Origin of the sequence: Tenacibaculum sediminilitoris (assembly GCF_964513795.1) — a bacterium.
GTDB lineage: Bacteria > Bacteroidota > Bacteroidia > Flavobacteriales > Flavobacteriaceae > Polaribacter > Polaribacter sediminilitoris.
On the sequence record NZ_CAZEQR010000006.1, the window covers coordinates 48,092 to 72,863 of the forward strand.

Annotated in this window: 25 protein-coding genes and 1 pseudogene; 13 read left to right on the plus strand and 13 right to left on the minus strand. The window is 31.6% G+C overall.

The genetic code is table 11. The features are described 5' to 3' along the window. Positions 1-55 precede the first annotated feature (55 nt). On the minus strand, positions 56-832 hold the full coding sequence (locus tag ACKTSW_RS02750) for an IclR family transcriptional regulator (protein ID WP_408023740.1): 777 nt from the start codon (positions 830-832) through the stop codon (positions 56-58). A 146-nt stretch (positions 833-978) separates the two neighbouring features. Here ACKTSW_RS02750 and kynU point away from each other — a divergent pair, with 146 nt between their 5' ends. The 9 genes from kynU (at position 979) to ACKTSW_RS02795 (ending at position 8,900) form a co-directional block, all read left to right on the plus strand. Beyond that, positions 979-2,238: a kynureninase gene (kynU, locus tag ACKTSW_RS02755; RefSeq protein WP_408023741.1), complete on the plus strand. Its 1,260-nt coding sequence runs from the start codon at positions 979-981 to the stop codon at positions 2,236-2,238. Between the two features lie 5 nt (positions 2,239-2,243). Further along, positions 2,244-3,638 carry an FAD-dependent oxidoreductase gene (locus ACKTSW_RS02760; protein WP_408023742.1) on the plus strand — a complete coding sequence of 465 codons (1,395 nt, stop codon included), beginning with the start codon at positions 2,244-2,246 and terminating at the stop codon, positions 3,636-3,638. Beyond that, on the plus strand, positions 3,639-4,160 hold the full coding sequence (locus tag ACKTSW_RS02765; protein ID WP_408023743.1) for a DUF1697 domain-containing protein: 522 nt from the start codon (positions 3,639-3,641) through the stop codon (positions 4,158-4,160). A 64-nt stretch (positions 4,161-4,224) separates the two neighbouring features. Further along, positions 4,225-4,638 (plus strand): RidA family protein, encoded by a 414-nt coding sequence (locus tag ACKTSW_RS02770; RefSeq protein ID WP_408023744.1) that lies wholly within the window; start codon positions 4,225-4,227, stop codon positions 4,636-4,638. 52 nt (positions 4,639-4,690) lie between these two features. Further along, entirely contained in the window at positions 4,691-6,133 is a 1,443-nt protein-coding gene (locus ACKTSW_RS02775; RefSeq protein ID WP_408023745.1) for an aldehyde dehydrogenase, read from the plus strand. Further along, positions 6,126-6,344: a DUF6500 family protein gene (locus tag ACKTSW_RS02780; RefSeq protein ID WP_120187375.1), complete on the plus strand. Its 219-nt coding sequence runs from the start codon at positions 6,126-6,128 to the stop codon at positions 6,342-6,344. Before ACKTSW_RS02775 ends, ACKTSW_RS02780 begins: the two co-directional genes overlap by 8 nt. A gap of 1 nt (position 6,345) precedes the next feature. Beyond that, positions 6,346-7,122, plus strand: a complete 777-nt coding sequence (locus ACKTSW_RS02785) for an SDR family oxidoreductase (RefSeq protein ID WP_408023747.1) — start codon at positions 6,346-6,348, stop codon at positions 7,120-7,122. Between the two features lie 142 nt (positions 7,123-7,264). Continuing rightward, positions 7,265-7,792, plus strand: coding sequence for a 3-hydroxyanthranilate 3,4-dioxygenase (locus ACKTSW_RS02790; protein ID WP_408023748.1), 528 nt, complete (start codon positions 7,265-7,267; stop codon positions 7,790-7,792). Between the two features lie 22 nt (positions 7,793-7,814). Next, on the plus strand, positions 7,815-8,900 hold the full coding sequence (locus ACKTSW_RS02795; protein ID WP_408023749.1) for an amidohydrolase family protein: 1,086 nt from the start codon (positions 7,815-7,817) through the stop codon (positions 8,898-8,900). Between the two features lie 549 nt (positions 8,901-9,449). Here ACKTSW_RS02795 and ACKTSW_RS02800 read toward each other — a convergent pair. The 10 genes from ACKTSW_RS02800 to rsfS all read right to left on the minus strand — a co-directional run bounded on the left by ACKTSW_RS02800 (position 9,450) and on the right by rsfS (position 19,987). After that, positions 9,450-10,847, minus strand: a complete 1,398-nt coding sequence (locus tag ACKTSW_RS02800; RefSeq protein WP_408023750.1) for a TolC family protein — start codon at positions 10,845-10,847, stop codon at positions 9,450-9,452. Between the two features lie 12 nt (positions 10,848-10,859). Continuing rightward, the gene (locus ACKTSW_RS02805; protein WP_408023751.1) at positions 10,860-12,215 is read right to left on the minus strand and encodes an HlyD family secretion protein; all 1,356 of its coding nucleotides are present in this window, start codon (positions 12,213-12,215) and stop codon (positions 10,860-10,862) included. A gap of 6 nt (positions 12,216-12,221) precedes the next feature. Further along, positions 12,222-13,892: a peptidase domain-containing ABC transporter gene (locus ACKTSW_RS02810; protein WP_408023752.1), complete on the minus strand. Its 1,671-nt coding sequence runs from the start codon at positions 13,890-13,892 to the stop codon at positions 12,222-12,224. After that, entirely contained in the window at positions 13,879-14,562 is a 684-nt protein-coding gene (locus ACKTSW_RS02815) for a TetR/AcrR family transcriptional regulator (protein WP_408023753.1), read from the minus strand. Before ACKTSW_RS02815 ends, ACKTSW_RS02810 begins: the two co-directional genes overlap by 14 nt. 777 nt (positions 14,563-15,339) lie before the next feature. After that, positions 15,340-15,972 (minus strand): YceI family protein, encoded by a 633-nt coding sequence (locus tag ACKTSW_RS02820; RefSeq protein WP_408023755.1) that lies wholly within the window; start codon positions 15,970-15,972, stop codon positions 15,340-15,342. Positions 15,973-15,977: 5 nt separating this feature from the next. Continuing rightward, positions 15,978-16,235, minus strand: a complete 258-nt coding sequence (locus ACKTSW_RS02825) for an acyl-CoA-binding protein (RefSeq protein WP_408023756.1) — start codon at positions 16,233-16,235, stop codon at positions 15,978-15,980. 33 nt (positions 16,236-16,268) lie between these two features. Next, a complete protein-coding gene (locus tag ACKTSW_RS02830; protein ID WP_408023757.1) occupies positions 16,269-17,063 on the minus strand; it encodes a phosphatidate cytidylyltransferase in 795 nt (264 codons plus the stop codon). Positions 17,064-17,066: 3 nt separating this feature from the next. Continuing rightward, a complete protein-coding gene (locus tag ACKTSW_RS02835) occupies positions 17,067-17,657 on the minus strand; it encodes an LUD domain-containing protein (RefSeq protein ID WP_408023758.1) in 591 nt (196 codons plus the stop codon). Between the two features lie 10 nt (positions 17,658-17,667). Then, complete coding sequence (ftsH, locus tag ACKTSW_RS02840; protein WP_408023759.1) at positions 17,668-19,593, minus strand: ATP-dependent zinc metalloprotease FtsH; 1,926 nt, start codon at positions 19,591-19,593, stop codon at positions 17,668-17,670. A gap of 25 nt (positions 19,594-19,618) precedes the next feature. Next, positions 19,619-19,987 (minus strand): ribosome silencing factor, encoded by a 369-nt coding sequence (rsfS, locus tag ACKTSW_RS02845; protein ID WP_047789323.1) that lies wholly within the window; start codon positions 19,985-19,987, stop codon positions 19,619-19,621. An 86-nt stretch (positions 19,988-20,073) separates the two neighbouring features. Between rsfS and ACKTSW_RS02850 the strand changes: the two genes are divergently transcribed. Continuing rightward, complete coding sequence (locus ACKTSW_RS02850) at positions 20,074-20,811, plus strand: biotin--[acetyl-CoA-carboxylase] ligase (RefSeq protein ID WP_408023760.1); 738 nt, start codon at positions 20,074-20,076, stop codon at positions 20,809-20,811. Here ACKTSW_RS02850 and ACKTSW_RS02855 read toward each other — a convergent pair. Together ACKTSW_RS02855 and pyrE are read right to left on the minus strand one after the other, a co-directional pair. Then, the gene (locus ACKTSW_RS02855) at positions 20,806-21,195 is read right to left on the minus strand and encodes an SRPBCC family protein (RefSeq protein WP_408023761.1); all 390 of its coding nucleotides are present in this window, start codon (positions 21,193-21,195) and stop codon (positions 20,806-20,808) included. The genes ACKTSW_RS02850 and ACKTSW_RS02855 overlap by 6 nt on opposite strands. A gap of 10 nt (positions 21,196-21,205) precedes the next feature. Next, positions 21,206-21,856: an orotate phosphoribosyltransferase gene (gene pyrE / locus ACKTSW_RS02860; RefSeq protein WP_408023762.1), complete on the minus strand. Its 651-nt coding sequence runs from the start codon at positions 21,854-21,856 to the stop codon at positions 21,206-21,208. Between the two features lie 7 nt (positions 21,857-21,863). Between pyrE and ACKTSW_RS02865 the strand changes: the two genes are divergently transcribed. The 3 genes and pseudogenes from ACKTSW_RS02865 to ACKTSW_RS02875 form a co-directional block, all read left to right on the plus strand. Then, a complete protein-coding gene (locus ACKTSW_RS02865) occupies positions 21,864-22,469 on the plus strand; it encodes an NUDIX hydrolase (RefSeq protein WP_408023763.1) in 606 nt (201 codons plus the stop codon). 136 nt (positions 22,470-22,605) lie between these two features. After that, entirely contained in the window at positions 22,606-24,510 is a 1,905-nt protein-coding gene (gene dnaK / locus ACKTSW_RS02870) for a molecular chaperone DnaK (protein ID WP_408023764.1), read from the plus strand. 113 nt (positions 24,511-24,623) lie between these two features. Next, positions 24,624-24,772 (plus strand): annotated as a pseudogene (locus ACKTSW_RS02875) (IS3 family transposase); the annotation flags it as partial.

A 24,772-nucleotide genomic window follows, 5' to 3' on the forward strand; every position in this document is an offset into this window, starting at 1 on the left:
TTTAGTCTTCATCTGAAATATTAATAGCGGGCTTTAACTTTCCCATGATTCAAGTTTATAAACTATTAAAATCACCTAACCTATTTTCAATTTCAATAACACCTTTCTGTAAAGTTTTTATATAACTAGTAACATTTTCCATTTTAAATCTACTAGAAGGTCCTGATGCGCTAATGCCAGCAATAACTTTTCCCTTTTTATTATAAATAGGTATGGCAATACAAACTAAACCCAATTCTGATTCTTCAATATCTAATGCAAACTTTTGCTGTTGAATTTGTAATAATTCTTTTTTGAGTTTTGAAGTTGAAGTGATAGTGTTTTTGGTAAACGATTCTAAAGAAATCGAGTTGAAAAAAGTTTCTTGAGTTTCTATCGAAGAAAATGCCAAGAGCAATTTTCCAATGGCGCTTCCGTTAACAGGTGCGTATGAACCAATAGAGGTGCTTATTTTAAGTCCTTGTAAACTATCAGCTTTATTAATATGAAATGCTTGCTGCTCTTTTAAAATACCTAATAAAACAGTCTCTTGAATTTCTAAGGCTACCTTTTGTATTGGTTCGTTGGTTAAATCTCTTAGTGATTTATATATAGAAACACGATTGCCTAATTCAAACAACTTACTTCCTAATTGATATTTTTCGTTGTCGTTTTGTTGCACAGCATTTAATGAAACTAAAGTGCTTAGTAATCGATATACGGTACTCTTGTTGTAGCCAGTTTTAGTAGCTAACTCTCTAACGCCCCATTCTTTTTTATCATTTGTAAAAGCATCTAAAACAGCAAACGCCTTGATGATGGATTGGTTTAAGTTTTTAGAATCTGTATTCATTTTCTCAAAAAATTATTGACTAATATAATAAAAATATGTAGATTTATAAAACACCGTTTTATTATGTGAAACACTTTGGTTTTATTTTGAGGTAAAAATGAAGTATCTTTAGTGTTTTAGAAATGGTTTTTAGAAATATAATAAGTATGCATAAACCAACACTCGATTACGCACAACAACTAGATAAAGAAGATAATTTATCGCATTTAAGAGCGCAGTTTCATATTCCAAAAGACACAAAAGGGAATGACTGGTTGTATTTTACTGGAAACTCTCTTGGATTACAACCTAAACAAACGCAACAATATATTCAACAAGAATTAGACGATTGGGCAAAATATGGAGTAGAAGGGCATTTTGAAGCTCGAAACCCATGGATGCCATATCACGAATTTTTAACAAATTCGATGGCGAATATAGTAGGAGCAAAACCACTAGAAGTTGTGGTGATGAATACCTTAACAACCAACTTGCATTTGTTAATGGTGTCGTTTTATCAACCGACTAAAACAAAGTATAAAATTGTTATAGAAAGCGATGCTTTTCCTTCGGATAGATACGCGGTACAATCGCAATTAAAATTTCATGGGTTTGATTTTGAAGAAGGATTGATAGAATGGAAACCTCGTGAAGGAGAAGAACTATTACGTATTGAAGATCTTGAGGAAATAGTAGATGAGCAAGGTGATGAAATAGCTTTGTTGTTGATTGGTGGTGTGAATTATTATACAGGACAGTATTTAGATATCAAACGTATTGCAGAAATAGGACACGCAAAAAACTGTATGGTAGGTATTGATTTGGCACACGGTGCAGGAAATATTTCTCCAGAATTGCATGAGAGTGGAGTAGATTTTGCAGCTTGGTGTACCTATAAATATTTAAATTCTGGTCCTGGAAGCTTAGGAGGTTTGTTTGTACATGAAAAGCATGCACATAATAAAGAGCTACCGCGTTTTGCTGGTTGGTGGAATCATAATAAAGAAACTCGTTTCAACATGCGTCAACCATTTGATGTGATGCCAGGAGCAGAAGGTTGGCAGTTATCAAATCCGCCAATTTTATCGATGGCAGCAATTAGAGCTTCGTTAGATATGTTTGAAGAAGTAGGAATGGAAGCGTTAAGAGCCAAATCGGAAAAATTAACGGGTTATTTTGAATATTTAATCAATCAGATTGATACGGCCAGCATTAAAATAATTACGCCGTCGAATCCGAAAGAAAGAGGATGCCAATTATCTATTCAAGTGAAGAATGCAGATAAAAGTTTACATAAAAAACTAACCGAAAATAATATTATAACCGATTGGAGAGAACCTGATGTAATTCGTTGCGCACCAGTGCCAATGTATAACAGTTTTGAAGATGTATATAGAATGGTTGAAGTTTTAAAAATATTGTTATAAAACAAATGAGCAAACAAGAAAAGATAGTAATTATAGGTGCTGGTTTATGCGGAAGTTTATTAGCACTTCGTTTAGCACAAAGAGGATATAAGGTGGCGATGTATGAAAGTCGTCCAGATTTACGAGTTACCGATATTTCAGCAGGGCGCTCTATCAATTTAGCATTATCTGATCGTGGATTTAAAGCTTTGCGTTTATGTGGCGTGGAAGAAAAAGCACGTGAAATTTGTATTCCGATGTATGGACGTTTAATGCACGATAGAGAAGGGAATACGTTCGCATCAAACTATTCGGGTAGAGAAGGAGAGTATATCAATTCTATTTCAAGAGGAGATTTAAATGGAATTTTACTAACTGAAGCAGAGAAACACGAAAATGTAACCATACATTTTAATACTGAATGTACCTCGGTAGATATTGAAAATACGGTAGCATATTTTAAGAATTACAATACCAAGGAAGAGTTTTCTGTAGATGGAGATATTATTTTTGGAACCGATGGCGCTGGATCTTCATTGAGAAAGAGTTACTATTTAGAAAGAAAATTCTTGTTTAGTTATTCACAGAATTTCTTAACGCACGGATATAAAGAATTAGAAATTCCTGCAGACAAGTTAGGAAACCATCAAATAAGTAAAGACCATTTACATATTTGGCCTCGTGGGGAGTATATGTTAATTGCATTGCCAAACTTAGATGGAAGTTTTACAGTAACCTTGTTTTTAAGTTTTGATGAAGGAGAATACAATTTCAATAACTTAACTTCCGAAGAAAAGATAACCGAGTTTTTTGAAAAAGAATTTTCAGATGCATTGGCTTTAATACCAAGTATAAAAGACGAATTCTTAAACAACCCAACAGGGGCTTTAGGAACGGTAAAGTGTTCACCTTGGCACTATCAAAACAAAACCTTGTTAATGGGAGATGCAGCACACGCGATTGTTCCTTTTTATGGACAAGGAATGAATGCGTCGTTTGAAGATGTTACTGTATTTGATACAATTTTAGATGCGCACGAAGGAGATTGGCAAGCTACTTTTAAAGCCTATGAAAAAGCGCGTAAAGAAGATACCGATGCAATTGCTGATTTAGCCATTGACAACTTTTATGAAATGCGTGATCATGTAGCGAATCCATTATTTAAACAAAAAAGAAAGTTAGAAATGGATTTAGAAAAAACATTCCCAACAGAATATTTCTCGAAATACTCAATGGTAACCTTTAATGAAGAGATTCCGTATGCAGAAGCGATGAAAAAAGGACGTGCGCAAGATAAAGCCTTATTAAATATGGTGGCACATCACGATTTAGATACAGTCACTGATTTAAGTGAGGTATTAAAAAAGGTGCAAGAAGAAACTAATGAGATTTTAGAAGAAGATAAAATAGCAGGACTGTAAATGAATAGATATATAATATTACTAAGAGGAATCAATGTCTCAGGAAAAAATAAACTTCCGATGACAGATTTACGAGATATCTTAAATGAATTAGGGTTTCAAAATGTACAAACCTATATTCAAAGTGGTAATATTATTTTAGATTCAGAAGAAAGAAAAGAGATTGTTTGTCAGAAAATTAAAGAAGCGATTGCGACTAAATTTGGATATGATGTGCCTGTGCTAGCCAGAACACCAGAGGAATGGAAAAGTACATTAGATAGTTATCCTTTTTCACAAGAAAATGAAAAAATAGTAGCTTTTACTTTTTTAGATAAAGTAACTAAAGAATCAGTTATCGAAGTTAATGGAATTAACGAAGACAAATATAAAATAGTTGATGATGTGGTGTATTTGTATTGTCCGTCAGGTTTTGGAAAAACTAAACTGACAAACAGTGTAATCGAAAAGAAGTTAAAAGTAACAGCAACCACACGCAATTTAAAAACAACGATTAAACTATTAGAGTTAGCCAGTTCGTAAATGTCATTTCGACCAAAGGGAGAAATCTCATGTAAAATGCGTTTGGAAGCATAAATTATAAAACATGGATAGTAAAGTAATCAAAGGAAAAGCGATACCAAGAGGAAAATTTCCGCATGTAAAGCAAGTAGGAGATTTTATTTATGTATCAGGAACCAGTTCACGAAGACCAGATAATTCTTTTGAAGGAGTTGAGGTAGATGAATTCGGAACTACCAATTTAGATATTAAAAAACAAACACGAGCGGTAATAGAAAACATTCGAGATATCTTACAAGAAGCAGGTGCTGATTTATCTGATATTGTAGATGTAACTTCATTCTTGGTAAATATGAATGATTTTGGAGGCTATAATGAAGTATACGCTGAGTACTTTGACTATAACGGACCAACGAGAACAACAGTTGCTGTACATCAATTACCACACCCACATTTATTGATTGAGATTAAAGTGGTGGCATATAAGAAACAGGAATAAAGAACCAAGACGAAAGAGGCCTTTTCTCTTTTTTCTTTTATCTGTGAATAAAATGAACATAAAAAACTACATAAACGGAGAATTTATAGGACCAGTAGCTAATAATTATATTGATAATTATAATCCTTCTATTGGAGAGGTGTACGGTCAAATTCCAAATTCTACTACAGAAGATGTAGCATTAGCATATAAAGCAGCTAAGGAAGCTTTCCCATCTTGGTCAAACACCACCTTGAATGACCGTAGAACTATATTGTCTAAAATAGCGAGTTTGATTCAAGAAAAACTTCCTGAATTAGCAAAAGCAGAGGCTAAGGATAATGGAAAACCATTAAGTTTAGCGACGTCGATTGATATTCCGAGAGCTTCATCTAATTTTCAATATTTTGCAGATGCAATTACACAATTTTCATCCGAAGCCCATGAAAGTGTTGGCTTAGGAGCGATGAATTTTACTTTGCGACAGCCTATAGGTGTAGTTGGGTGTATTTCTCCGTGGAATTTACCACTCTATTTATTTACATGGAAGATTGCTCCGGCAATAGCCGCAGGAAACTGTGTGGTAGCTAAGCCTAGTGAAGTTACACCAATGACAGCCTATTTATTAGGGGAAATTTGTAACGAAGCAGGTTTACCAAAAGGGGTGTTAAACATAGTTCACGGATTAGGAACTACCACAGGACAAGCTATTATAGAACATCCAGATATTAAAGCGATTTCATTTACAGGAGGAACTGCTACAGGAGCACATATAGCTCGTACAGCAGCACCTATGTTTAAGAAGTTATCGTTGGAGTTAGGAGGTAAAAATCCAAACATCATTTTCGCGGATTGTGATTATGAAAACATGTTGGAAACTACAGTTCGTTCTTCATTTGCAAATCAAGGTCAGATATGCTTATGTGGAAGTAGAATTTTTGTAGAAGAAAGCATCTATGAGCAATTCAAAAAAGATTTTGTTCAGAAAGTATCAGAACTAAAAATAGGAAATCCTTTTGATGAAGATACAAATATTGGAGCCTTGGTGTCAAAACCACATTTAGAAAAGGTAAAATCATATATAGATATTGCAGAACAAGAAGGAGGAAAAATTCTCTATGGAGGGAATAAAGTACAGGTGAAGGGAAGTGAGAATGGATATTATTTAGAACCTACCATTATAGAGGTTTCTAGCAATCAATGTAGATTAAATCAAGAAGAAATTTTTGGACCAGTAGTAACCTTAATGTCTTTTAAAACAGAAGAAGAGGCTTTACAATTAGCTAATGATGTGATATATGGATTATCATCAACATTATGGACAAACAATTTGACGAGAACCATGCGATTGTCTAAAGAATTGCATACAGGAATTGTTTGGGTAAATACTTGGTTGTTGCGTGATTTGAGAACTCCTTTTGGAGGTCAAAAAGCGAGTGGAGTAGGACGTGAAGGTGGTTTTGAAGCGTTACGTTTTTTTACAGAACCCAAAAATGTATGTATAAAATATGAATAAGGAAATAAAGGAAAAAATAATTGCTGTTTGTGAAGAAAAAATTGCTAAAAAAGGAGAAAACGTAGGGCTTTCGTTTTATGCATTTTTCAAAAATAAAAATGACAATCCGAAAGTACTGATGGAAGTGGCTACTTGGTGGATTCAAACACATCAATTAGATCATTTTGAGAAAGCGGTTAAGATTAAACAAATGATTCAGAATAACGAATAAAATGAATTTAGATATACAACATAAAAATGCCTTGGTATGTGGTAGTACACAGGGAATAGGAAAAGCAGCAGCAATACAATTAGCTCAAGAAGGAGTAAATGTAACCCTAGTTGCTCGTAGCGAGGATAAATTAAAAGGGGTGTTAGCTGAGTTACCAAATGACAATCAAAATCACGGTTATTTAGTTGCTGATTTTACCAATCCTGCAGATTTAAAAGAGAAGTTAGAGGCGACCAATTTACAGTTTCATATTTTGGTAAATAATACAGGAGGTCCAGCAGGAGGTCCTGTGTTTAATGCAAAATTAGAAGAGTTTGAACGTGCTTTTACGATGCATTTAAAATGTAACCATGTGTTGGTACAAGCAGTGGTACCGTTTATGAAAGAAGAAAATTATGGTAGAATTATAAATGTAATTTCTACTTCTGTAAAACAACCTTTAGATGGTTTAGGTGTTTCGAACACGATTCGTGGTGCAGTTGCTAACTGGAGTAAAACCTTAGCGAATGAATTAGGTCAATTCGGAATCACGGTAAATAACGTATTACCAGGAGCTACAGCTACAGAACGTTTGACAGAAATCATCAATAATAAAGCAGCAAAAACAGGTAAAACTGTTGAAGAAGTTGCCGAAATGATGAAAAATGCATCGCCTGCAAAACGTTTTGCTAAACCTGAAGAGGTAGCCAATGCGATTGTGTTTTTAGCAAGTGAAAAAGCAAGTTTTATCAACGGAATTAACGTTCCTGTAGACGGAGGAAGAACAAAAAGTTTGTAAGCGTATAGAATCAATACAAATTTAAGTAACTTTATAAAGTTTCTGTCATTATCAGGAAGTATGACGAAATAATCTCAAGAATAAAATAACGGATTGCCACAGCAAATTGAAATTTGTTTCGCAATGACAAAATCTAATTAAAATGAGCAAGTTAGTACAACCTTTAAATTTCAAAAAGTGGATTGATGAAAACCGTCATCTACTAAAACCACCTGTAGGAAATAAACAAGTATGGGATAATGGTGAGTATATTGTGATGGTTGTGGGGGGACCTAACAATCGTAAAGATTATCACTATAATGAAACACCAGAATTCTTCTATCAATTAGAAGGAGATATGGTATTAAAGATTATAGATGACAACGGAAAGATGATCGATGTTGAAATTAATGAAGGAGATATTTATTTGTTACCAGGAAAAATACCACATTCACCACAACGAAAAACTAATACCGTTGGTTTGGTTATTGAATACCCAAGAGACAAAGGAATGATGGATGCTTTAGAGTGGTACTGTGAAAATTGCGGGCATCAGTTGTATAGAGAAGAGTTTGCTTTAGATAATATTGAAACGGATATGCCTATAATTTTTGACAAATATTATTCAGATACAAAAAAATGTACTTGTAATAAATGTGGTACCGTAATGGAAGCACCAAACAAAGCATAAACTTTGTAATAGAAAAAACAAAATGGAAAAACGCAAACTAAGAATAAACGGACATTCACACTTATTACCTTATCCCGAACAGATTCCCCAGTTTATGAAAGACAAAGGGATTTTTTGGGTAGATAAGGATAGAAAATTCATGTTGCAAAAAGATTGGAGTCGACCCGTAACAGACTCTAGTTTCTTTTTGGATGAAAAGCTTGAATGGATGGAACATTTTAAAATTGACCATGCAGTTGTTTTGAATTTGTCACAATTATATGGAAATGGTTTACGTTTAGAAGAAATGAAGCAAGCGTTACGTTTTCAAAATGATTTTAATGCTCGTGTGCAACACGATAATCCAGGTAAATTTACTTGCGGTTTTGTAGTGCATCCAGGTTTTGTTCGTGGAGCTTTATGGGAAATTGAGCGTTGTGTTGAGGTATTAGGCATGCGTTTGTTGTGTTTGCCAACTCACTATATGGATACCATAGGAACATGGCGTTGTATTTTTGATGAAGAAAATGAGCCTATTTTTGAATTAGCAGATAAATATAATTTAGCGGTTGAAATTCATCCATATGATGGAGAGAAGTTTATAAAGTTACAAAATACCAGTTGGCGTTTTCATTTGATATGGATGCTTGCTCAATGTGCAGATGCATATCATTTTTTAACTTTGAATGGTTATTATGATAAATATCCAAATATGCGCGTATGTTTTGCACACGGAGGGCAATTAGCTCAAATGAATTTAGGACGTCGCATTCAAGGCTTTGATGGAAGGCCAGATTTATTTGAAGGAAAAAGTCATCCTAGAAAGGCAGTAGGTCATAAAAACATTTTCTTCGATACATTAGTACACGATACAGGTTCTTTAGACTTGTTAATAAAAAATCAAGGTTCAAAACAAGTGTTAATAGGGTTAGATGATCCTTATCCGTTAGGAGAAATGGAAAGTGAAATTCAATCATCATACCCAGGAAAAATTCTAGACTTGGCTATTGAAAGAAATATTATAAATGAGCAAGAGAAGGATGAAATTTGGGAAAATAATGTATTACAGTGGCTGTTTGGTGATGATAAAAAAGGAAAAAAAGATTTAGTATCTAAAATTTTGCAATAAATAACTAAAGTAACACAGTTTCATAATTTACTGCATACTTGTATTTCTTTTATTGGTGCTATTATTCTACTCGCAATTATCAGACGTGTCTATTGGTTTCAATAATGAGTTTACAGGTCAGTTAATCAGAGTTATAGCAAAAACATTATTAATTTCTTTTTTTTAGTACTGGCTACAAGTTGGGTACTTCAACTAGCACTTACACCAAAACCAAATGAAATTAACAACTCCTTTCTAAAGGAATAATAAATACTAAGATAGATTTTGGTTCAAAAGCAACACTATATAAAACCTATTAACATTTGCTTACAGAATAAAATTTTTAGAAACTGATAAACAGTCGCTTATTGTAAATTTAGGAGGTTATATTAAAAGTCAAACATATGTAACTAGAATTATAGATAATATAAACTCAAATTTAAATTAAGAAGAAGAAAAACTAGAGCGAAAAGACTTAATTACATTTATAGGAGAGAGCAAGTGCCGTTTGCTAATTCTTCCAAAACACATAACCATAGATCAGCGATTTTAGAAGAATTTAAGCAACAGTTATAAGCTATTTAACCTTCCCAATAATTTTATTAGTTTTCCTTTAGTTTTGGCATATTCGTATTGGTTTTTTATTTCCTTTAACTTACTTTCTATTAACTTTACTTCCCTATAATTGATTAAAAATATTGAGCTTTCTCCTAAGAAAAACTTGCGCTCTTCGCTTTTTACAATAGTATTATAATCGTTTACCAGATTTTTTAAAATATCATTTTGTTTTATGTATGAAGAAATTTCTTGTTCTGTAGCTATTATTTTATTTTGTAAAGAAACTTTGGTTGAAGCTATTTCAAAATCAATATCTTGTAGCTTTAACTTTGCAAGTTTTAAATCTCCTCTTGATTTTCTTAAAAATAAAGGAACACTAACTTGAAGTGAGTTTTTGTAATTCTCTGCGCTAAAAGCATCAAAATTATCTACTTTCGATGCTAAAAAATTATATTGAAAGTCTACTTTAGGTAGTAGGTTATTTATCTTTAATTGCTTGTTAATTTCTAGGTTTCTTTTCTTTAACTCTAGTAGTTTCAGCTTGGGGTGGTTTTCAAAACTATTATCAAACAAAGCACTTATAGAGGTATTTAAAATAATATCAATATTTGAAGAAGTGTTAATGTCTGGAACTATTTCTTCTTTTATCTCCATAGGAATATTATTTCCAATCCATAAAAAATTAGAAAGCTCAAACTTAGACTTAATGTATTTTATATTCGCTTTTTCTAGGTCTAATTTTCTGTTCTTTAAATTGATACTTGCTTCTAGAGTGTCAATAGCGGGTTTGTCTCCAGCATTAAAACTTTTTTTTATGTTTTTTAATCTAATATCGGCATTAGTATAATAATCTTTATATACATTATGGCTTTGATAATATTTTAACCAATTTAAATATGTATTAATAGCTTCAAATAAAATATTGTTTATAAGTAGTTGCTGTTTTAATTTACCTTGCTGTACATATAGTTTAGCTTGTTTTAGAGTAGCCATTCTTTTATTAATAAAAAGATTTTTAGCCAAAGAAACTGATACGCCAACATTATATAACCCATTTTCTGGGGTATTTTGTTCAGGGTTTAAATACTGACCAGAATTATTCTCATAACTACCTTTTAATTCTATTCCGTACCATGTTGGAATTTTAAAGGTTGAATTTAAACTTTTATAATAATTAGAGCCTTTAAATTCTTTTCTATTGTAGTCTACTTCTATTTTAGGGTCAAAAGCACCTCGAGCTTTTAATAGTTTAGCTTCATTAGTGCTTGTAATTAGTTTTGCTTGTTTTATTACGGGATGGTGTTTTTTTACATACCCTAAGTACTCTTCTAAACTAAGTTGAGTAGATATGTTTTTTTGTGCAGTTGCTACAAAACTTAGAAATAAAAAAAGAATGCTTAACCTTTTCATTTATTTATTGTTTTATTTTTTTGACTTTTTATCATTTTCTTTTTGCATAGGTTGGTAGAAGTTAGGAGGGAAGCTATTAATTTGTCTCCATAGCTCAAACCAAATAGGTACATTTTCTAATAAAGCAATTGTTTTTGCTCCAGAACCTACCCTGATAGCCTCAGGCCAAGGTTCTTGTTTGTCATTAGGAACAATTAAGACCCTGTATTTTCCATTACTGCTAATAAAGTTTTCTATCGCTACAATTTTCGCACTATAAGTTCCGTATGATACATTGGGCCAACCACTGAAAACTATGGCAGGCCAACCATCAAATTGTACACGCACTTCTTCGCCAATATGTATAAGAGGTAAATCGATAGGCTGTATGTACATTTCAACAGCAAGGTCGTAATTAGCAGGCATAATATTTACTAGTTGTTCACCTTCTTTAAAAGTTTCTCCAATACCAGATTTTATAGCTTTATTGATGTAGCCATCTTGAGGAGCAGTAATAAATAACAAAGAATTTCGTTTGTTATAGTTAGCTAAACTTGTTTCTAGTTTAGATACTTGAACATCTGCATCATAGGCGCCTGATTGTGCACTGTATAAACTACTTTCAGTTTTTGAAAGCTTATCGGTGTAAGATGCTTGTGTACCACTAATAGCTAATTGTGCATTAATAATATTATTCTTAGAGGTAAAGAATTTATTCTCTTGTGAAATTAGTTTAGCAGATAGTTCTTGAAGTTTAGCTCTTTTCTCCTCAACATCTTTTACTGCTTTAAGTCCTTCTTTTTGTAAAGTAATTGTTCTATCAAATTGTGTTTGAGCTATTTTTTGTTTTATTTTGATAGCTTCAAAATCAATACTATCAGTTTTAGCTTTTAAGTAAGCTTGTTTTAGTTTATTTTTTGTTTGCTCTAGTTTAAATTTACGCTCTTGTCTAATAGCTGTAATTTGATTTTGTAAAGCATTAATTTTATTGTTATATGCCTTTGCAGATAGTGTTTTAGAACTCAACTGCTTACTAGTTCTCTCAGCAAGTTTAGTGTCGAAATATCCACTTTTAACTTCAGATACTCTTAAAATTGTATCTCCTTTTTTTACAAAATCACCTTCTTGAACAAACCATTCTTCTATACGTCCTGGTATTTGAGATTGTAGTGTTTGCGGACGTTGATTAGGTTTTAATGTTGTTACTAGACCTTTGCTAGTTACATTCTGAGTCCAAGGTAAAAACAAGACAATTATTAGTATAATAGAAAATGCTAGTAAAAATTTCTTAAACTTTTTGTGATACTCTTTAGCGAAAATTTCTTTGCCAGATTTGAGTTTTGTAATATCTAGTTGGTCTGAAATTCTATTATTTGATATGTTCAACATAATTACCTACGATTTAAAGTTGGTGATACTACCCTCATTAAGGGTAATTTGCTTGTTACATTTCTCTTTCCAATTATCATTACGACTAACAATAATTAAACTCCATGGTTGAGAAGAATCAGTGATGAAATTAATAATATCTTTTACCTCTTGTTTTTCAAACTGATCAAGAGGATCTTCTAAGATTAGTAATTTAGGTTTTTTTACAATTGCTCTTGCAAGAATAATTTTCTTTGCTATCGTATACCCTATAAGTTTTCCTTCAGGTTTTAAATAAGTATCCAAACCTTTTGGTTGTTGTTTTAAAAAATCTGTTAAGCCTACAATTTTAAAAACAGCATGTATCTCTTCATCAGTTATATTTTTATTACCAAAAGTTACATTTTCTTTAATAGTTCCTTCGAAAGGAGATTCTTCTGAAAAAGACAATCCTAAGTTAGATCTGTAGTTATTGATAAAAATACTTTTTAAAGACAAATCGTTAATATAAATATGTCCAGAAGTAGGTTCTATCAATCCAGAAACAAGTTGTATTAAGCTTGATTTTCCAGAGCTACTACCTCCTTGAATTAAAATTCTATCATTTGGGTTTATTTCAAAAGAAACATCATTTATTATAGGGTTATGTCTATTTTCAACAACATATGAAACATTTTGAATTTCAATTTTTAAAGCCGCATCTCTATTAATGCTAGTTCCTTTTTGTGACTCTATAGGCTTGTCAATAATTTGCCCTAATTTTTCTAGAGATGTAAGTACGTCGTAAAAAGACTCAAGCCCTAGAATTAACTTTTCAACGGAATTAATAATTAAAATAATAATAATTTCTGCCGCAACAAATTGACCAATATTCATTTGTTGTGTTAACACCAAGAAACCTCCCATAAGTAATAAACCAGCAGTAATGATTACTTTAAAACTAATCATTTGTATGTATTGTAAAACAAGTACTTTAAAGTGGTTTTCTCTTGATTTTAAATAATCATTTACTAAAAGATCACATTTGTTAATTGCTAACTGAGTTTTTCCAGATACTTTAAAACTTACAATAGTCCTTGCAGTTTCTTGTAACCAATGTGCTACTTTATATTTGTTTTTAGACTCTTTTAAACTTGTATCTAGCCCTTTTTTAGCAGTATACTTAAATACAACATAAATTAATAACAGAACCAATAATCCAAAAATGATAAAAAATGGATGATAAAATGAAAGTAGTAATAGAGCAAAAATAATTTGTAATAAAGCAGAAGGAACATCAATTAAAATTTTTGAAATCCCCTTTTGAATAGTTAGTGTATCAAAAAACCTATTAGCGAGTTCTGGAGGGTAATAGTTTCTTAATTCACTCATTTTAATTTTAGGAAATCGGTAACTAAGTTCTATAGAAGACCTCGTAAAAATTCTTTGCTGAATGGTTTCAATAATTCTAAACTGCATTAGTTTTAAGGCACCACTAAAAGCAACACCACCTGTTACTAGTATTACCAGTACAATCCATGAAGCAGAAACTTGAGCAGCTTGTAATAAATTTATAATTGCTTGAACCCCTAAAGGCAAAGATAGTGCAACAATACCCTCAAATATAGCATAGTATGCAATTTGTAAGGTATCTTTTTTTTCTAGGGTTATTAAGCCTAAAAAACGTTGCCAAGGAGTAAGTTTGTTATTTTCTTTCATTAGAAAGTGAGTTTAAGGTTAAGTCAATAAAAAAAGAGGTAATAGTGGCATTTTTATTACAATTAGTAAGCGATTTAAAGTGCTGTTGTAAAAATTGTTGGTGTAAAGCTCCTTCAATTACGGTACTTGCAAGCGTTAATGAATGCTTGTAGGTATTGTTATAAAAGCTAATTATTTCAGAAAAACGTTTAACCACTTCTTTATATAGCTTAAAAAAACCTTCTTTGTTTTCGATGTCCACTTCTTTTGTTGAGTAAGATTTAGAGTTTTCGTTAATAACAATTAGGTTTAGTGAAACTTCATTAATATGTGAAAAATCATTGTCTTGTTCAGCTTTTCTTGTGAGAACTTCTACAGCTTTTGTTAGTTTTTTTTCAGGATTACTAATACTGTATGTTTCAAGTACTAATTGATACTGAATCCATCCCCAGTACCAAGAAGTTAAATAAATTAAAAGCTTATGCTTGCTCTCAAAGTAACGATAAATAGAACTTTCATTTGAGCCTATCAATTTTCCTAACTTTTTAAAATTGAAGTTCTCAAAGCCAATTTCTTCAATTAAAATAATACTATTTTCTATAATTCTCTTACCCAAATCCGAGGTTTCTGGGTCTTTGATGTATATTCCTGATGGTATTTCAATTTTTAAGTTTGATAGTAAACTTTTCATAATTTAAAATTTAAAACGCAAATATAATAGTAAAACTATTACAAAAGCATATAATAATATTAAATTGATGTTAATTTTTATATTATAAAGCAATAACAAAAACTTATAAAAGTTTATTTTTACTACACTTCTTCATATTTTATAGATCAAAAAATTCGCTTAAATTTTAAAAATTTATAGAACGAATGAAATTGAAAATAGACGCATTGGGGCATCTAAGAGGTCTTATTGTATTTGTTTTTTGCTGAATTATGAGAGCATTTCTCTTTTTTGGGATGAGAGCACTATTAGTATTGTATATGACAAAACATTTATTGTTTTCTAATCAAAAGTTTTTTGAAATATATGCAGCCTATATCTCATTGGTTCACGTTACCCAAAAAGACAGGATTATTACCTATGAAATAGGTAGCTTTTATTATGGAGATGTGGTTTTTAGCAAACTTTTATGGTCATTTTTTTGCAGAGAAAACAGCTAATTTAATCACAGTTGTTAATGGAAGTTTAGGGGCGATCTCAAAAGTTTTTTTGGTGAGATAACAGCATTACTTACGGGGTTGTCTTCAGATGTTACAATGGAGTAATCAGAAGTTTTTTATCAACTATACTTGTATGTTTCTATGTATGTGAATCTAGGAGTAATTTCAGTAACAATAGGGTTTATTAGTGATTATCTTTTATAAACCAGTAAAAAAATGGATGTTTGAAGTATACTAAACATACAAAAGCCTCAGAACTAATTATTCTGAGGCTTTTGTAAATAGGTCTTGAATTGTTTTATTTAAAAACAGATGTAATGTTTAAGGCTACCTCGTTCCAAGTTTTAGAAACACCATCAGCTCCTTTGTGTAAATCTTTACAAGCAGTATTTAAAGAATCTAAAGCATTTTGAGCTTCCCAGTCGGTAATTTTCATAGTTGCATTTAAGCTAAACTCTTTTCCGTTTAAAGTATATTTAAAAGGAAGTTTTTTAGTAACACTATTCATAGTTAAGTTTGCATAACCTATAGAGTCATTTTCTAAAACCAATTTACCAGAAAGTAACTCTGTTTGATCCATTACTCCGAAGAAAAACTTTTGAATTTTGAAATCTCTACTAGTATCTTTTGTGAAAATACTACTAACTGGAATAGAAAATTCAGCATTATTAATAGCGTCTTTAGCAGTATCAGCTTCACCACCAGCAGTAATGTTTACTTTATTAAATTGTCCTTTTACAGGTGTTTTCTCAGTAGTTTTGTACGCTACCCAATTTATAGAGTTGTTAGCATCTTGCAATATAAAAGCTGCCTTTTTTTCTGTTTTAATTTCTTCTTTTGTAGTTTCTGCTTCTTTTTTTGCTTCTGATTTACAGGATGTTATTTGAAAAACTGTAAAACAGATAATTAAAGAATAAACGAATTTTTTCATGAGATTTATTTTATAAGTGAATTTACTAATTTAACATATTCTTTTTTGGCTTTTCGCTCGTTCATACCTCTAAGTTGCATCCAAGCATTAAATTTAAAAGCATTTCGTAAATCGCTATTATCGTTAAATGTAAACCTATCTCCTTTGACTGCTTGTTTGTAGTATGCATATAAACGTAACATAATATCAGGAGGAAGCTTTTCCTCTAATTCTGATGCTTTTTGATAAGCTTCTTTAAATTTCAAATCTAAATCATCTTCCATAGAATATGACAGCTATTTGTATAGCGAATAAGGTTATACAATGTAATGTATATACAAATATACGAAGGGAGTAAGGAAAAACAAACTATCTAGCCTATCTAATAAACCACCATGACCTGGCATTATTGTGCCGCTATCTTTTACATTTGCTTGCCTTTTTAACTTAGATTCTACTAAATCTCCTAGAGATCCAAAAACAGCAACTATAATAGCAATGATTATCCAGTCTAGAATTGAAAAAAGTCCTGAGTATTGAGCTATTATATAACCAGCAATTATTGAAAATAATAAACCGCCAATAAAACCTTCGATTGTTTTTTTAGGAGATACTTTTTCAAAAAGTTTACGCTTCCCAAAGTTTTTACCAACTAAAAAAGCAAAGCTATCATTGGTCCAAATAACAACAATTATATAAATAATTATGTTGGGATAATAGGTATTGTCAATAAAAGGAAGGTTCATTAAAAAGTAAAAGGGTAATATTAAGTATATTATTTGTAAAAAAAGTTTTTGAGCTAAAGTCTCCGTTTTAATGGGTTTAGAACTTATAAGTAAATAAAGTAAGCTAATTGACCCAATTATGGTAATAACAAATAAGTAGTTATTAAACTTAAAAGCGGTACTTTGAAAACATACATAAACAAAACAAGCTAAAAGAATATAAGGAATAATACTTTTTACTTGTGTAATTTTAGAAAGTTCCCAGATACAAATAGTAGCGAATAGTGCAAGTAACCCTATATATGTTTCTGCTGAAAAAAGAATAGCAGAGATAAATAAGGTAGCATATACAAGTGCAGAAAGACTTCTTACAAAAAGGTTAGACATATTTTAAAGGTCTTCAAAAAGCAGCAAATATAAATCTTTTGTGTTATTATTACCATAACTCAAAAAATTATCATCTTCAGTCTCAAACGTGTAATTCTTGACAGAGCTAATGTTGGTTGGTATATTGCCGCTAAAATGTGTTTTAATACCAGTTAATCCTTCTCCTATGTTTTTTACTAGCTGACTTGTAGTTGCATAAACAATAAAATGTTTAGATAGAGTTGCTAGTTTGTTACTGCCTAATTGATTAGATGAAAATAAAATATCTCCTTTATTGGCAATTAAATGTTCACAAGAGGTAAAAAAAGGTATTGATTCTAAGGAATGGTCTTGTACAGAAATATCAATTTTTTCAGTAATTTTTAACAAGTCTAAATCAGTGCAAGTAACTTCGTTCCAATTATTTTCTTCTAGAATTTTTTTTAAGTTTTTACTCACTTCTTTTATAGATGTACAGTATAAAAACTTTCCTCCTTTATTAATAAAATGATGAACAAAAGAGTCATCCAAAGACAAATTAACCTCTTGTTCTTTGGCTTTTTTGTCTATAGATGAGTCTTGATATATTTTAAATAATTTCTTAAAAAAATTCATTAAAAAAACACTATTCTTCTGTTGTAACTTGAGGTTTTTCTTCTTTTCCAAATGGTCTATCTCCAAATATCTTCACTAAATCGTCTTTGAAAATCACTTCTCTTTCAAGTAATAAATCAGCAAGTTCTGTTAATTTATCTCTGTTTTTATCAAGTATTTCAATAGCTCTTTTGTACTGAGTTTCTATTAATTCTGAAATTTCTTCATCAATTTTTTTAGCAGTAGCATCGCTATAAGGTTTTACAAAAGCATCATTACCTGATGAATCGTAGTAAGTTATATTACCTACTTTATCGTTTAAACCGTAAACAGTAACCATGGCTCTAGCTTGTTTAGTAACTTTTTCTAAATCACTTAACGCTCCTGTAGATATTTTATTAAAAATTAGTTTTTCTGCTGCTCTACCTCCCATAGTAGCACACATTTCATCCAACATTTGTTCTGTTTGAACAATTTTTCTTTCTTCAGGAAGATACCATGCAGCACCTAATGATTGACCACGAGGAACGATTGTTACTTTGACCAATGGAGCAGCATGCTCTAACATCCAACTAACGGTTGCATGACCAGCTTCATGAAAAGCAATTACTTTCTTTTCTTTTGGAGTAATAACTTTATTTTTTTTCTCTAATCCGCCTACAATTCTATCAACGGCATCTAAAAAGTCTTGATGTTCAATAGCTTCTTTACCTTTTCTGGCTGCAATTAAAGCAGCTTCATTACATAGGTTAGCGATATCTGCACCAGAGAAACCAGGAGTTTGTTGTGCTAAAAATTCTAAATCGGCATTTGCTGCTAATTTTAAAGGTTTAATATGAACTTCAAAAATTTCTCTACGTTCATGTAAGTCTGGTAAGTCAACATAAATTTGACGATCAAAACGACCAGCACGCATTAATGCTTTATCTAATACATCTGCACGGTTGGTTGCTGCTAATACAATTACATTGGTGTCGGTACCAAAACCATCCATTTCAGTAAGTAATTGGTTTAAGGTGTTTTCACGTTCGTCATTACCACCAGTCATGCTATTCTTACCTCTAGCACGTCCAATAGCATCAATTTCATCAATAAATATAATAGAAGGTGATTTTTGTTGTGCTTGTTTAAATAAATCACGTACACGAGAAGCACCAACACCTACGAACATTTCAACAAAATCAGAACCAGATAAAGAGAAAAAAGGTACACCAGCTTCACCAGCAACTGCTTTTGCCAATAAGGTTTTACCTGTTCCTGGAGGACCAACTAACAGAGCTCCTTTAGGGATTTTACCACCTAACTTTGTATATTTCTCTGGACTTTTTAGGAAGTCTACGATTTCTTGAACTTCTTCTTTAGCTCCTTCCAGACCAGCAACATTTTTAAAGGTAGTTTTAACCTTTGTGTTTTCATCAAAAAGCTTAGCTTTAGATTTACCGATGTTAAATATTTGTCCTCCAGCACCACCTCCTCCAGCAGCTCCAGACATTCTTCTCATAAAGAAAAGCCAAATAACAATCAATAAAATAAAAGGAAGAAAACTAATGATAGTGTCCATCATGCTTGTTCTTTCTATATTTACTTTATCAAAGTCTAGATTTTTATTTTCTTTTTCTTTATTAATTTCATTTTCAAAGTTCTGTAAATCACCAAAATTATACGTGTATAATGGCGATCCTTTTCTGTAAAAAGGAGAATCTGTTAGTTTTTTATGTTCTTCTTTTTTTTCAGCTTCAGGCTTTAAAAATATTTGAGCAACATTGTTGTTTTCTACAACAATTTCTTTAATGTCGTTTGCTTGAAGAATTTCAGTAAACTCGTTTTTAGAAATATTACGAGAACCTAAATTACTAGAATTAAAAAAGCTTAATCCTAATAAAATAATTATTATTGGTATGTATAGCCAAAATGAGTTAAAACTAAATTTTGGCGTATTTTTTTTATTATCACTCATAAAAAGGTGTATAAAATGTTAGCAATTATGCTGGGTTGATTTCTGTGATTTTTGCATCTCCCCAAAGGCTTTCAATGTCGTAAAATTCACGAACTTGTTTTTGAAAAATATGTACAACAACGTTTACGTAATCCATTAGAACCCATTCAGAGTTTCCTTGTCCTTCAATATGCCAAGGTTTATCTTTTAGTTCTTTACTTACTATTTTTTGTACGGAGCCCGAAATGGCGTTAACTTGTGTGTTCGAGTTAGCAGAACAAACTACAAAATAATCACAAACAGTGTTTTCTATCTCTCTTAAATCTAGTAACTGGATATCCTCTCCTTTTACATCATCTATCCCTTTAATAATCACAGCTAAAAGATCGTCTGTGTTTGTTTGTTTTATTGTCATTAAAAAAAATTAAGTTTTAGCAAAGTTATTATTTTTTTGCGAGTAATTTACGTAATATTGATACTTGTTTTACACGCTAATTCTACATGAAAATAATCAAACTTGATGCCATCGATTCTACCAATACTTTTTTAAAGGATATGGTGTCAAAAATGGTAATTGAAGATTTTACGGTAGCAGTAGCAAAAACACAAACAAAGGGCAGGGGACAGATAAACTCAGAATGGATTGTTGAAGAAGGTAAAAACCTAACTTTTAGTGTGTTTTCAAGGTTTGTAGACTTAAAAGTAGAGAATCATAAATACTTCAATTTTTGTGTTTCACTAAGTGTTTTTGAGGCTCTAGAGGCTGTAAAATTACCAAATTTGACTGTAAAATGGCCTAACGACATTCTGTCAGGAAACAAAAAGCTAGGAGGTATATTAATTGAAAATACATTGAAAGGAAGTTATATAGTGTCTTCAATAATAGGAATTGGGATTAATGTAAACCAAGATTCATTTCCTAAGAATTTACCAAATGCATCTTCTTTAAAAAAGATTTTAGGTAAAGAATTTGATTTGGATGTGTTATTAGATATTATTTTAATGAAGTTGAAATATTATTTCGACCTCTTAGAAAAAAAAGAATATTCTCTCTTAGAAAAAAACTACTTAAAAGTATTGTATAAAAAAAATGTTCCAACAATGTTTAAAAGCAGTCAGAACATTTTATTTATGGGTAAAATTATTGGAGTCTCAAAAAGTGGGAATCTCCAAATTGAATTAGAAAACGAAACGATTCAAGAGTTTGGTTTGAAAGAAGTTTCGTTCGCTACTTTATAATTTTTCTAAATTTTCAGTCAGAGTACCAATAAACTTAGTTAAAGGAGCTTTAACCATCATAGCCATCATTGCATTAAATTCTCCATTGAAATTTAAAGAAACCTGACTCTCATTGTCGCTTATTTCAGTAATATTAGCAGCTAAGGTGAAAGGCAATTTACTACTAGCAGCACCTAAAGTAATATTAGAGTACTCTGTTTTTTCTTTCATTACTAAACGAATTTCTGGCATACCTTTTAAACCAAAAATAAAACTATCATCATCAACCTCAAATTTTTGAGTATTTTCTGGCATTAGTTGTTCAAAATTTTCTAATTTAGTTAGAAAATCAAATAAATCTTTAGATGATTTTTTTACAATAACGGTATTTCCTTCTATATTCATGATAGTGCTGTTATTTATCGTTTTGATTCCATTTACTAGGGGCAATTCTCCAATCTTCTAAAGTTCGAAGTTCTTCACTAGTAATATATTTACTATCTAAAGCTTGCTCTAATAAATACTCATAATTACTTAGAGTAGTAAGCTCTACTCCATCATTGTTAAAATTCTCTGTAGCAATATTAAAACCATAAGAAAAAATAGCAACCATACCTTTCACGTTGGCATGTGCTTCTTTTAATGCTTTTACAGCATTCAAACTACTTTTACCTGTGCTAATTAAATCTTCAATAACTACTACATTTTGACCACTGTCTAAATGTCCTTCAATTTGGTTTTTCCTACCATGCTTTTTAGGCTCTGGTCTAACATATACAAAAGGAACACCTAACTCTTGGGCTACGAGTATTCCAATAGCAATAGCACCTGTAGCTACTCCAGCAATAACATCTGGTATACCATGTTTCTCTTCAACAAGTTTAGCAATTTCTTGTTTTAAAAAATTTCTAACAGGAGGATATGATAAGGTAATTCTATTGTCGCAGTAAATAGGCGATTTCCAGCCAGAAGCCCACGTGTAAGGCTCTTGAGGACTCAGTTTTATAGCTTTAATTTGTAAAAGAAGCTCTGCAGTTTTTTTTGCTGTATCTTTGTTAAAATCCATAGCGCAAATGTATAAAGTTTTTGTTAATGATAAACCAATAATCTTTACAACTTCAATTAAAAATGAAGAAGATTTTTCTGTTTACATCTGCAAAAATACAATTATTGAAGAACTTATTTATGGGTTAAAAGTTGGTAAATTAAACGGTCTTTATCTTTATTGTAATAACTTAACAGAAGATTGGTTAAGTTTTAAAGTTAAATTTAAGGTAATTATTGCTGCTGGAGGATTGGTTTTAAACAAAAGAGAAGAGGTACTATTTATTTATAGAGGAAATAAATGGGATTTGCCTAAAGGAAGAGTAGAAGATGGAGAAGGGCTCGAAGAAACAGCCATAAGAGAAGTAGAGGAAGAATGTGGTGTAAAAAACAATTCAATAACTAAAAAGCTTCTCGTGACTTATCATTTATTTATTCACCAAAACAAATATCGATTAAAAGAAACACATTGGTATTTAATGAACTCTAATTACCAAGGAAGTTTAACTCCACAATTAGAAGAAGGAATAACAGAGGCTGTATTTAAAAACAAAGAAGCTACTTGTAAAGCATTACAAAACACTTTTGCTAATATAAAAATGGTATACGAATCTTACCTTAAAAATGTCGATTAATGACAGTATGTCATAAAAAATAACTTAATTTATTTCTTTTCCTGTCAAAATATAGGTAAAAAGTTAATGGCATACACTTTGACTGATACTACCCGTAAAATTGAATTTAAAACTTTAAAAAAGATAAATAAAGATTATGAGTAAAATTATAGGTATAGATTTAGGTACTACGAACTCATGTGTGTCTGTAATGGAAGGTAATGAGCCAGTAGTAATTCCAAATGCAGAAGGTAAAAGAACAACTCCTTCTATCGTAGCGTTTGTTGAAGGAGGAGAGCGTAAAGTAGGAGATCCTGCGAAACGTCAAGCAGTAACAAATCCAACAAAAACGGTTTATTCTATTAAGCGTTTTATGGGAAATAAGTATTCTGAGTCTCAAAAAGAAGCTAGCAGAGTTCCTTATGAAGTAGTAAAAGGAGATAACGATACACCAAGAGTAAAGATTGATGATCGTATGTATACACCACAAGAAATATCTGCAATGGTGTTACAAAAAATGAAAAAAACAGCTGAAGACTATTTAGGTCAAGGAGTTTCAGAAGCGGTAATTACAGTACCAGCATACTTTAATGATGCACAACGTCAGGCAACTAAAGAAGCCGGAGAAATTGCAGGTCTAAAAGTTCGTCGTATTATTAATGAACCAACTGCTGCAGCTTTAGCTTATGGATTAGATAAAGCAAATGATGACAAGAAAATTGTAGTATTTGACTTTGGTGGAGGTACGCATGATGTTTCTATCCTAGAGTTAGGAGATGGAGTATTTGAAGTATTAGCTACTGATGGAGATACACACTTAGGTGGAGATGATGTTGATGAAAAAATTATTAATTGGTTAGCAGAAGAGTTTAATGCTGAAGAAAATATGGATTTACGTAAAGATCCTATGGCATTACAACGTTTAAAAGAAGCTGCTGAAAAAGCTAAAATTGAATTATCAAGTACAACTTCTACAGAAATTAATTTACCATACATCACAGCTACTGCTAGTGGACCAAAACACTTGGTAAGAACGTTAAGTAGAGCTAAGTTTGAGCAATTAATTGATGATTTAGTGAAAAGAACTATTGAGCCTTGTCAGACAGCGTTAAAGAATGCTGATTTATCAACTTCTGATATCGATGAGATTATCTTGGTAGGTGGTTCAACTCGTATTCCTGCCATTCAAGAAGCGGTTGAGAAGTTCTTTGGTAAAGCGCCAAGTAAAGGTGTAAACCCAGACGAGGTTGTATCTTTAGGGGCAGCAATTCAGGGAGGAGTGTTAACAGGTGATGTAAAAGATGTTTTATTATTAGATGTAACACCTTTATCATTAGGAATTGAAACTATGGGTAATGTATTTACAAAGTTAATCGATGCAAATACAACTATTCCAACTAAAAAAGCGCAAGTATTCTCAACAGCAGTAGATAACCAACCATCGGTAGATATTCACGTATTACAAGGTGAAAGAGCGATGGCAGCAGATAACAAAACAATTGGTCGTTTCCAATTAACTGACATTCCACCAGCACCAAGAGGAGTACCTCAAATTGAAGTAACTTTTGATATTGATGCAAATGGAATCATCAATGTATCTGCAGCAGATAAAGCAACAGGAAAAACTCAAAATATCCGTATCGAAGCTTCTTCGGGATTAACAGATGAAGAAATCGAAAAAATGAAAGCTGATGCAGAGGCAAATGCTGAAGCAGATAAGCTAGCAAAAGAAACTGCGGACAAAGTTAACGGAGCAGATTCTATGATCTTCCAAACTGAAAAGCAATTAAAAGAGTTTGGTGATAAATTATCAGCAGATAAAAAAGAGCCAATTGAAGCTGCTTTAGAAGAGTTAAAAAAGGCACACGAATCTAAAGACCTTGCTGCGATTGATGCTGCAATGGAAAAGATTAACGAAGCTTGGAAAGTTGCTTCAGAAGAAATGTATAAAGCACAACAAGATGCACAAGCTAATGGAGCAGATGCGCAAGGAAATGCAGATGGAGGTTCTTCAACTGAAGGAGATAATGTAGAAGACGTAGACTTCGAAGAAGTAAAGTAATTTTGAATTTATTTCAGAATCTAAAATAAAACGAAAAGCCATTGAATACGTTCAATGGCTTTTTTATTTTTACTGTCCCGTCCTGAAATAAGTTGACACAAAATCGACTTATTATGAGTAAAGGAGTAAACAAGCGGGTTAAGCGCACCCAACGCGATTACAATTTAGGCTTTAAATTAGCCTTAGTAGCCGAGGTAGAAAAAGGCAACTACACCTATAAGCAGGTACAAAAAGTCTATGGTATTCAAGGTAGGAGTACTGT

What these genes read in the sequence shown, in the direction of transcription:
- ftsH (WP_408023759.1), bottom strand. Translation starts at nt 19,593, where the DNA reads ATGAGTGATAATAAAAAAAATACGCCAAAATTTAGTTTTAACTCATTT.
- pyrE (WP_408023762.1), bottom strand. Translation starts at nt 21,856, where the DNA reads ATGGATTTTAACAAAGATACAGCAAAAAAAACTGCAGAGCTTCTTTTA.
- ACKTSW_RS02825 (WP_408023756.1), bottom strand. Translation starts at nt 16,235, where the DNA reads ATGGAAGATGATTTAGATTTGAAATTTAAAGAAGCTTATCAAAAAGCA.
- ACKTSW_RS02795 (WP_408023749.1), top strand. Translation starts at nt 7,815, where the DNA reads ATGGAAAAACGCAAACTAAGAATAAACGGACATTCACACTTATTACCT.
- ACKTSW_RS02770 (WP_408023744.1), top strand. Translation starts at nt 4,225, where the DNA reads ATGGATAGTAAAGTAATCAAAGGAAAAGCGATACCAAGAGGAAAATTT.
- ACKTSW_RS02790 (WP_408023748.1), top strand. Translation starts at nt 7,265, where the DNA reads ATGAGCAAGTTAGTACAACCTTTAAATTTCAAAAAGTGGATTGATGAA.
- ACKTSW_RS02760 (WP_408023742.1), top strand. Translation starts at nt 2,244, where the DNA reads ATGAGCAAACAAGAAAAGATAGTAATTATAGGTGCTGGTTTATGCGGA.
- dnaK (WP_408023764.1), top strand. Translation starts at nt 22,606, where the DNA reads ATGAGTAAAATTATAGGTATAGATTTAGGTACTACGAACTCATGTGTG.
- ACKTSW_RS02775 (WP_408023745.1), top strand. Translation starts at nt 4,691, where the DNA reads ATGAACATAAAAAACTACATAAACGGAGAATTTATAGGACCAGTAGCT.
- ACKTSW_RS02750 (WP_408023740.1), bottom strand. Translation starts at nt 832, where the DNA reads ATGAATACAGATTCTAAAAACTTAAACCAATCCATCATCAAGGCGTTT.
- ACKTSW_RS02865 (WP_408023763.1), top strand. Translation starts at nt 21,864, where the DNA reads ATGTATAAAGTTTTTGTTAATGATAAACCAATAATCTTTACAACTTCA.
- ACKTSW_RS02850 (WP_408023760.1), top strand. Translation starts at nt 20,074, where the DNA reads ATGAAAATAATCAAACTTGATGCCATCGATTCTACCAATACTTTTTTA.
- ACKTSW_RS02805 (WP_408023751.1), bottom strand. Translation starts at nt 12,215, where the DNA reads ATGTTGAACATATCAAATAATAGAATTTCAGACCAACTAGATATTACA.
- ACKTSW_RS02835 (WP_408023758.1), bottom strand. Translation starts at nt 17,657, where the DNA reads ATGAATTTTTTTAAGAAATTATTTAAAATATATCAAGACTCATCTATA.
- ACKTSW_RS02765 (WP_408023743.1), top strand. Translation starts at nt 3,639, where the DNA reads ATGAATAGATATATAATATTACTAAGAGGAATCAATGTCTCAGGAAAA.
- ACKTSW_RS02800 (WP_408023750.1), bottom strand. Translation starts at nt 10,847, where the DNA reads ATGAAAAGGTTAAGCATTCTTTTTTTATTTCTAAGTTTTGTAGCAACT.
- ACKTSW_RS02785 (WP_408023747.1), top strand. Translation starts at nt 6,346, where the DNA reads ATGAATTTAGATATACAACATAAAAATGCCTTGGTATGTGGTAGTACA.
- ACKTSW_RS02780 (WP_120187375.1), top strand. Translation starts at nt 6,126, where the DNA reads ATGAATAAGGAAATAAAGGAAAAAATAATTGCTGTTTGTGAAGAAAAA.
- rsfS (WP_047789323.1), bottom strand. Translation starts at nt 19,987, where the DNA reads ATGACAATAAAACAAACAAACACAGACGATCTTTTAGCTGTGATTATT.
- ACKTSW_RS02855 (WP_408023761.1), bottom strand. Translation starts at nt 21,195, where the DNA reads ATGAATATAGAAGGAAATACCGTTATTGTAAAAAAATCATCTAAAGAT.
- ACKTSW_RS02815 (WP_408023753.1), bottom strand. Translation starts at nt 14,562, where the DNA reads ATGAAAAGTTTACTATCAAACTTAAAAATTGAAATACCATCAGGAATA.
- ACKTSW_RS02820 (WP_408023755.1), bottom strand. Translation starts at nt 15,972, where the DNA reads ATGAAAAAATTCGTTTATTCTTTAATTATCTGTTTTACAGTTTTTCAA.
- ACKTSW_RS02830 (WP_408023757.1), bottom strand. Translation starts at nt 17,063, where the DNA reads ATGTCTAACCTTTTTGTAAGAAGTCTTTCTGCACTTGTATATGCTACC.
- kynU (WP_408023741.1), top strand. Translation starts at nt 979, where the DNA reads ATGCATAAACCAACACTCGATTACGCACAACAACTAGATAAAGAAGAT.
- ACKTSW_RS02810 (WP_408023752.1), bottom strand. Translation starts at nt 13,892, where the DNA reads ATGAAAGAAAATAACAAACTTACTCCTTGGCAACGTTTTTTAGGCTTA.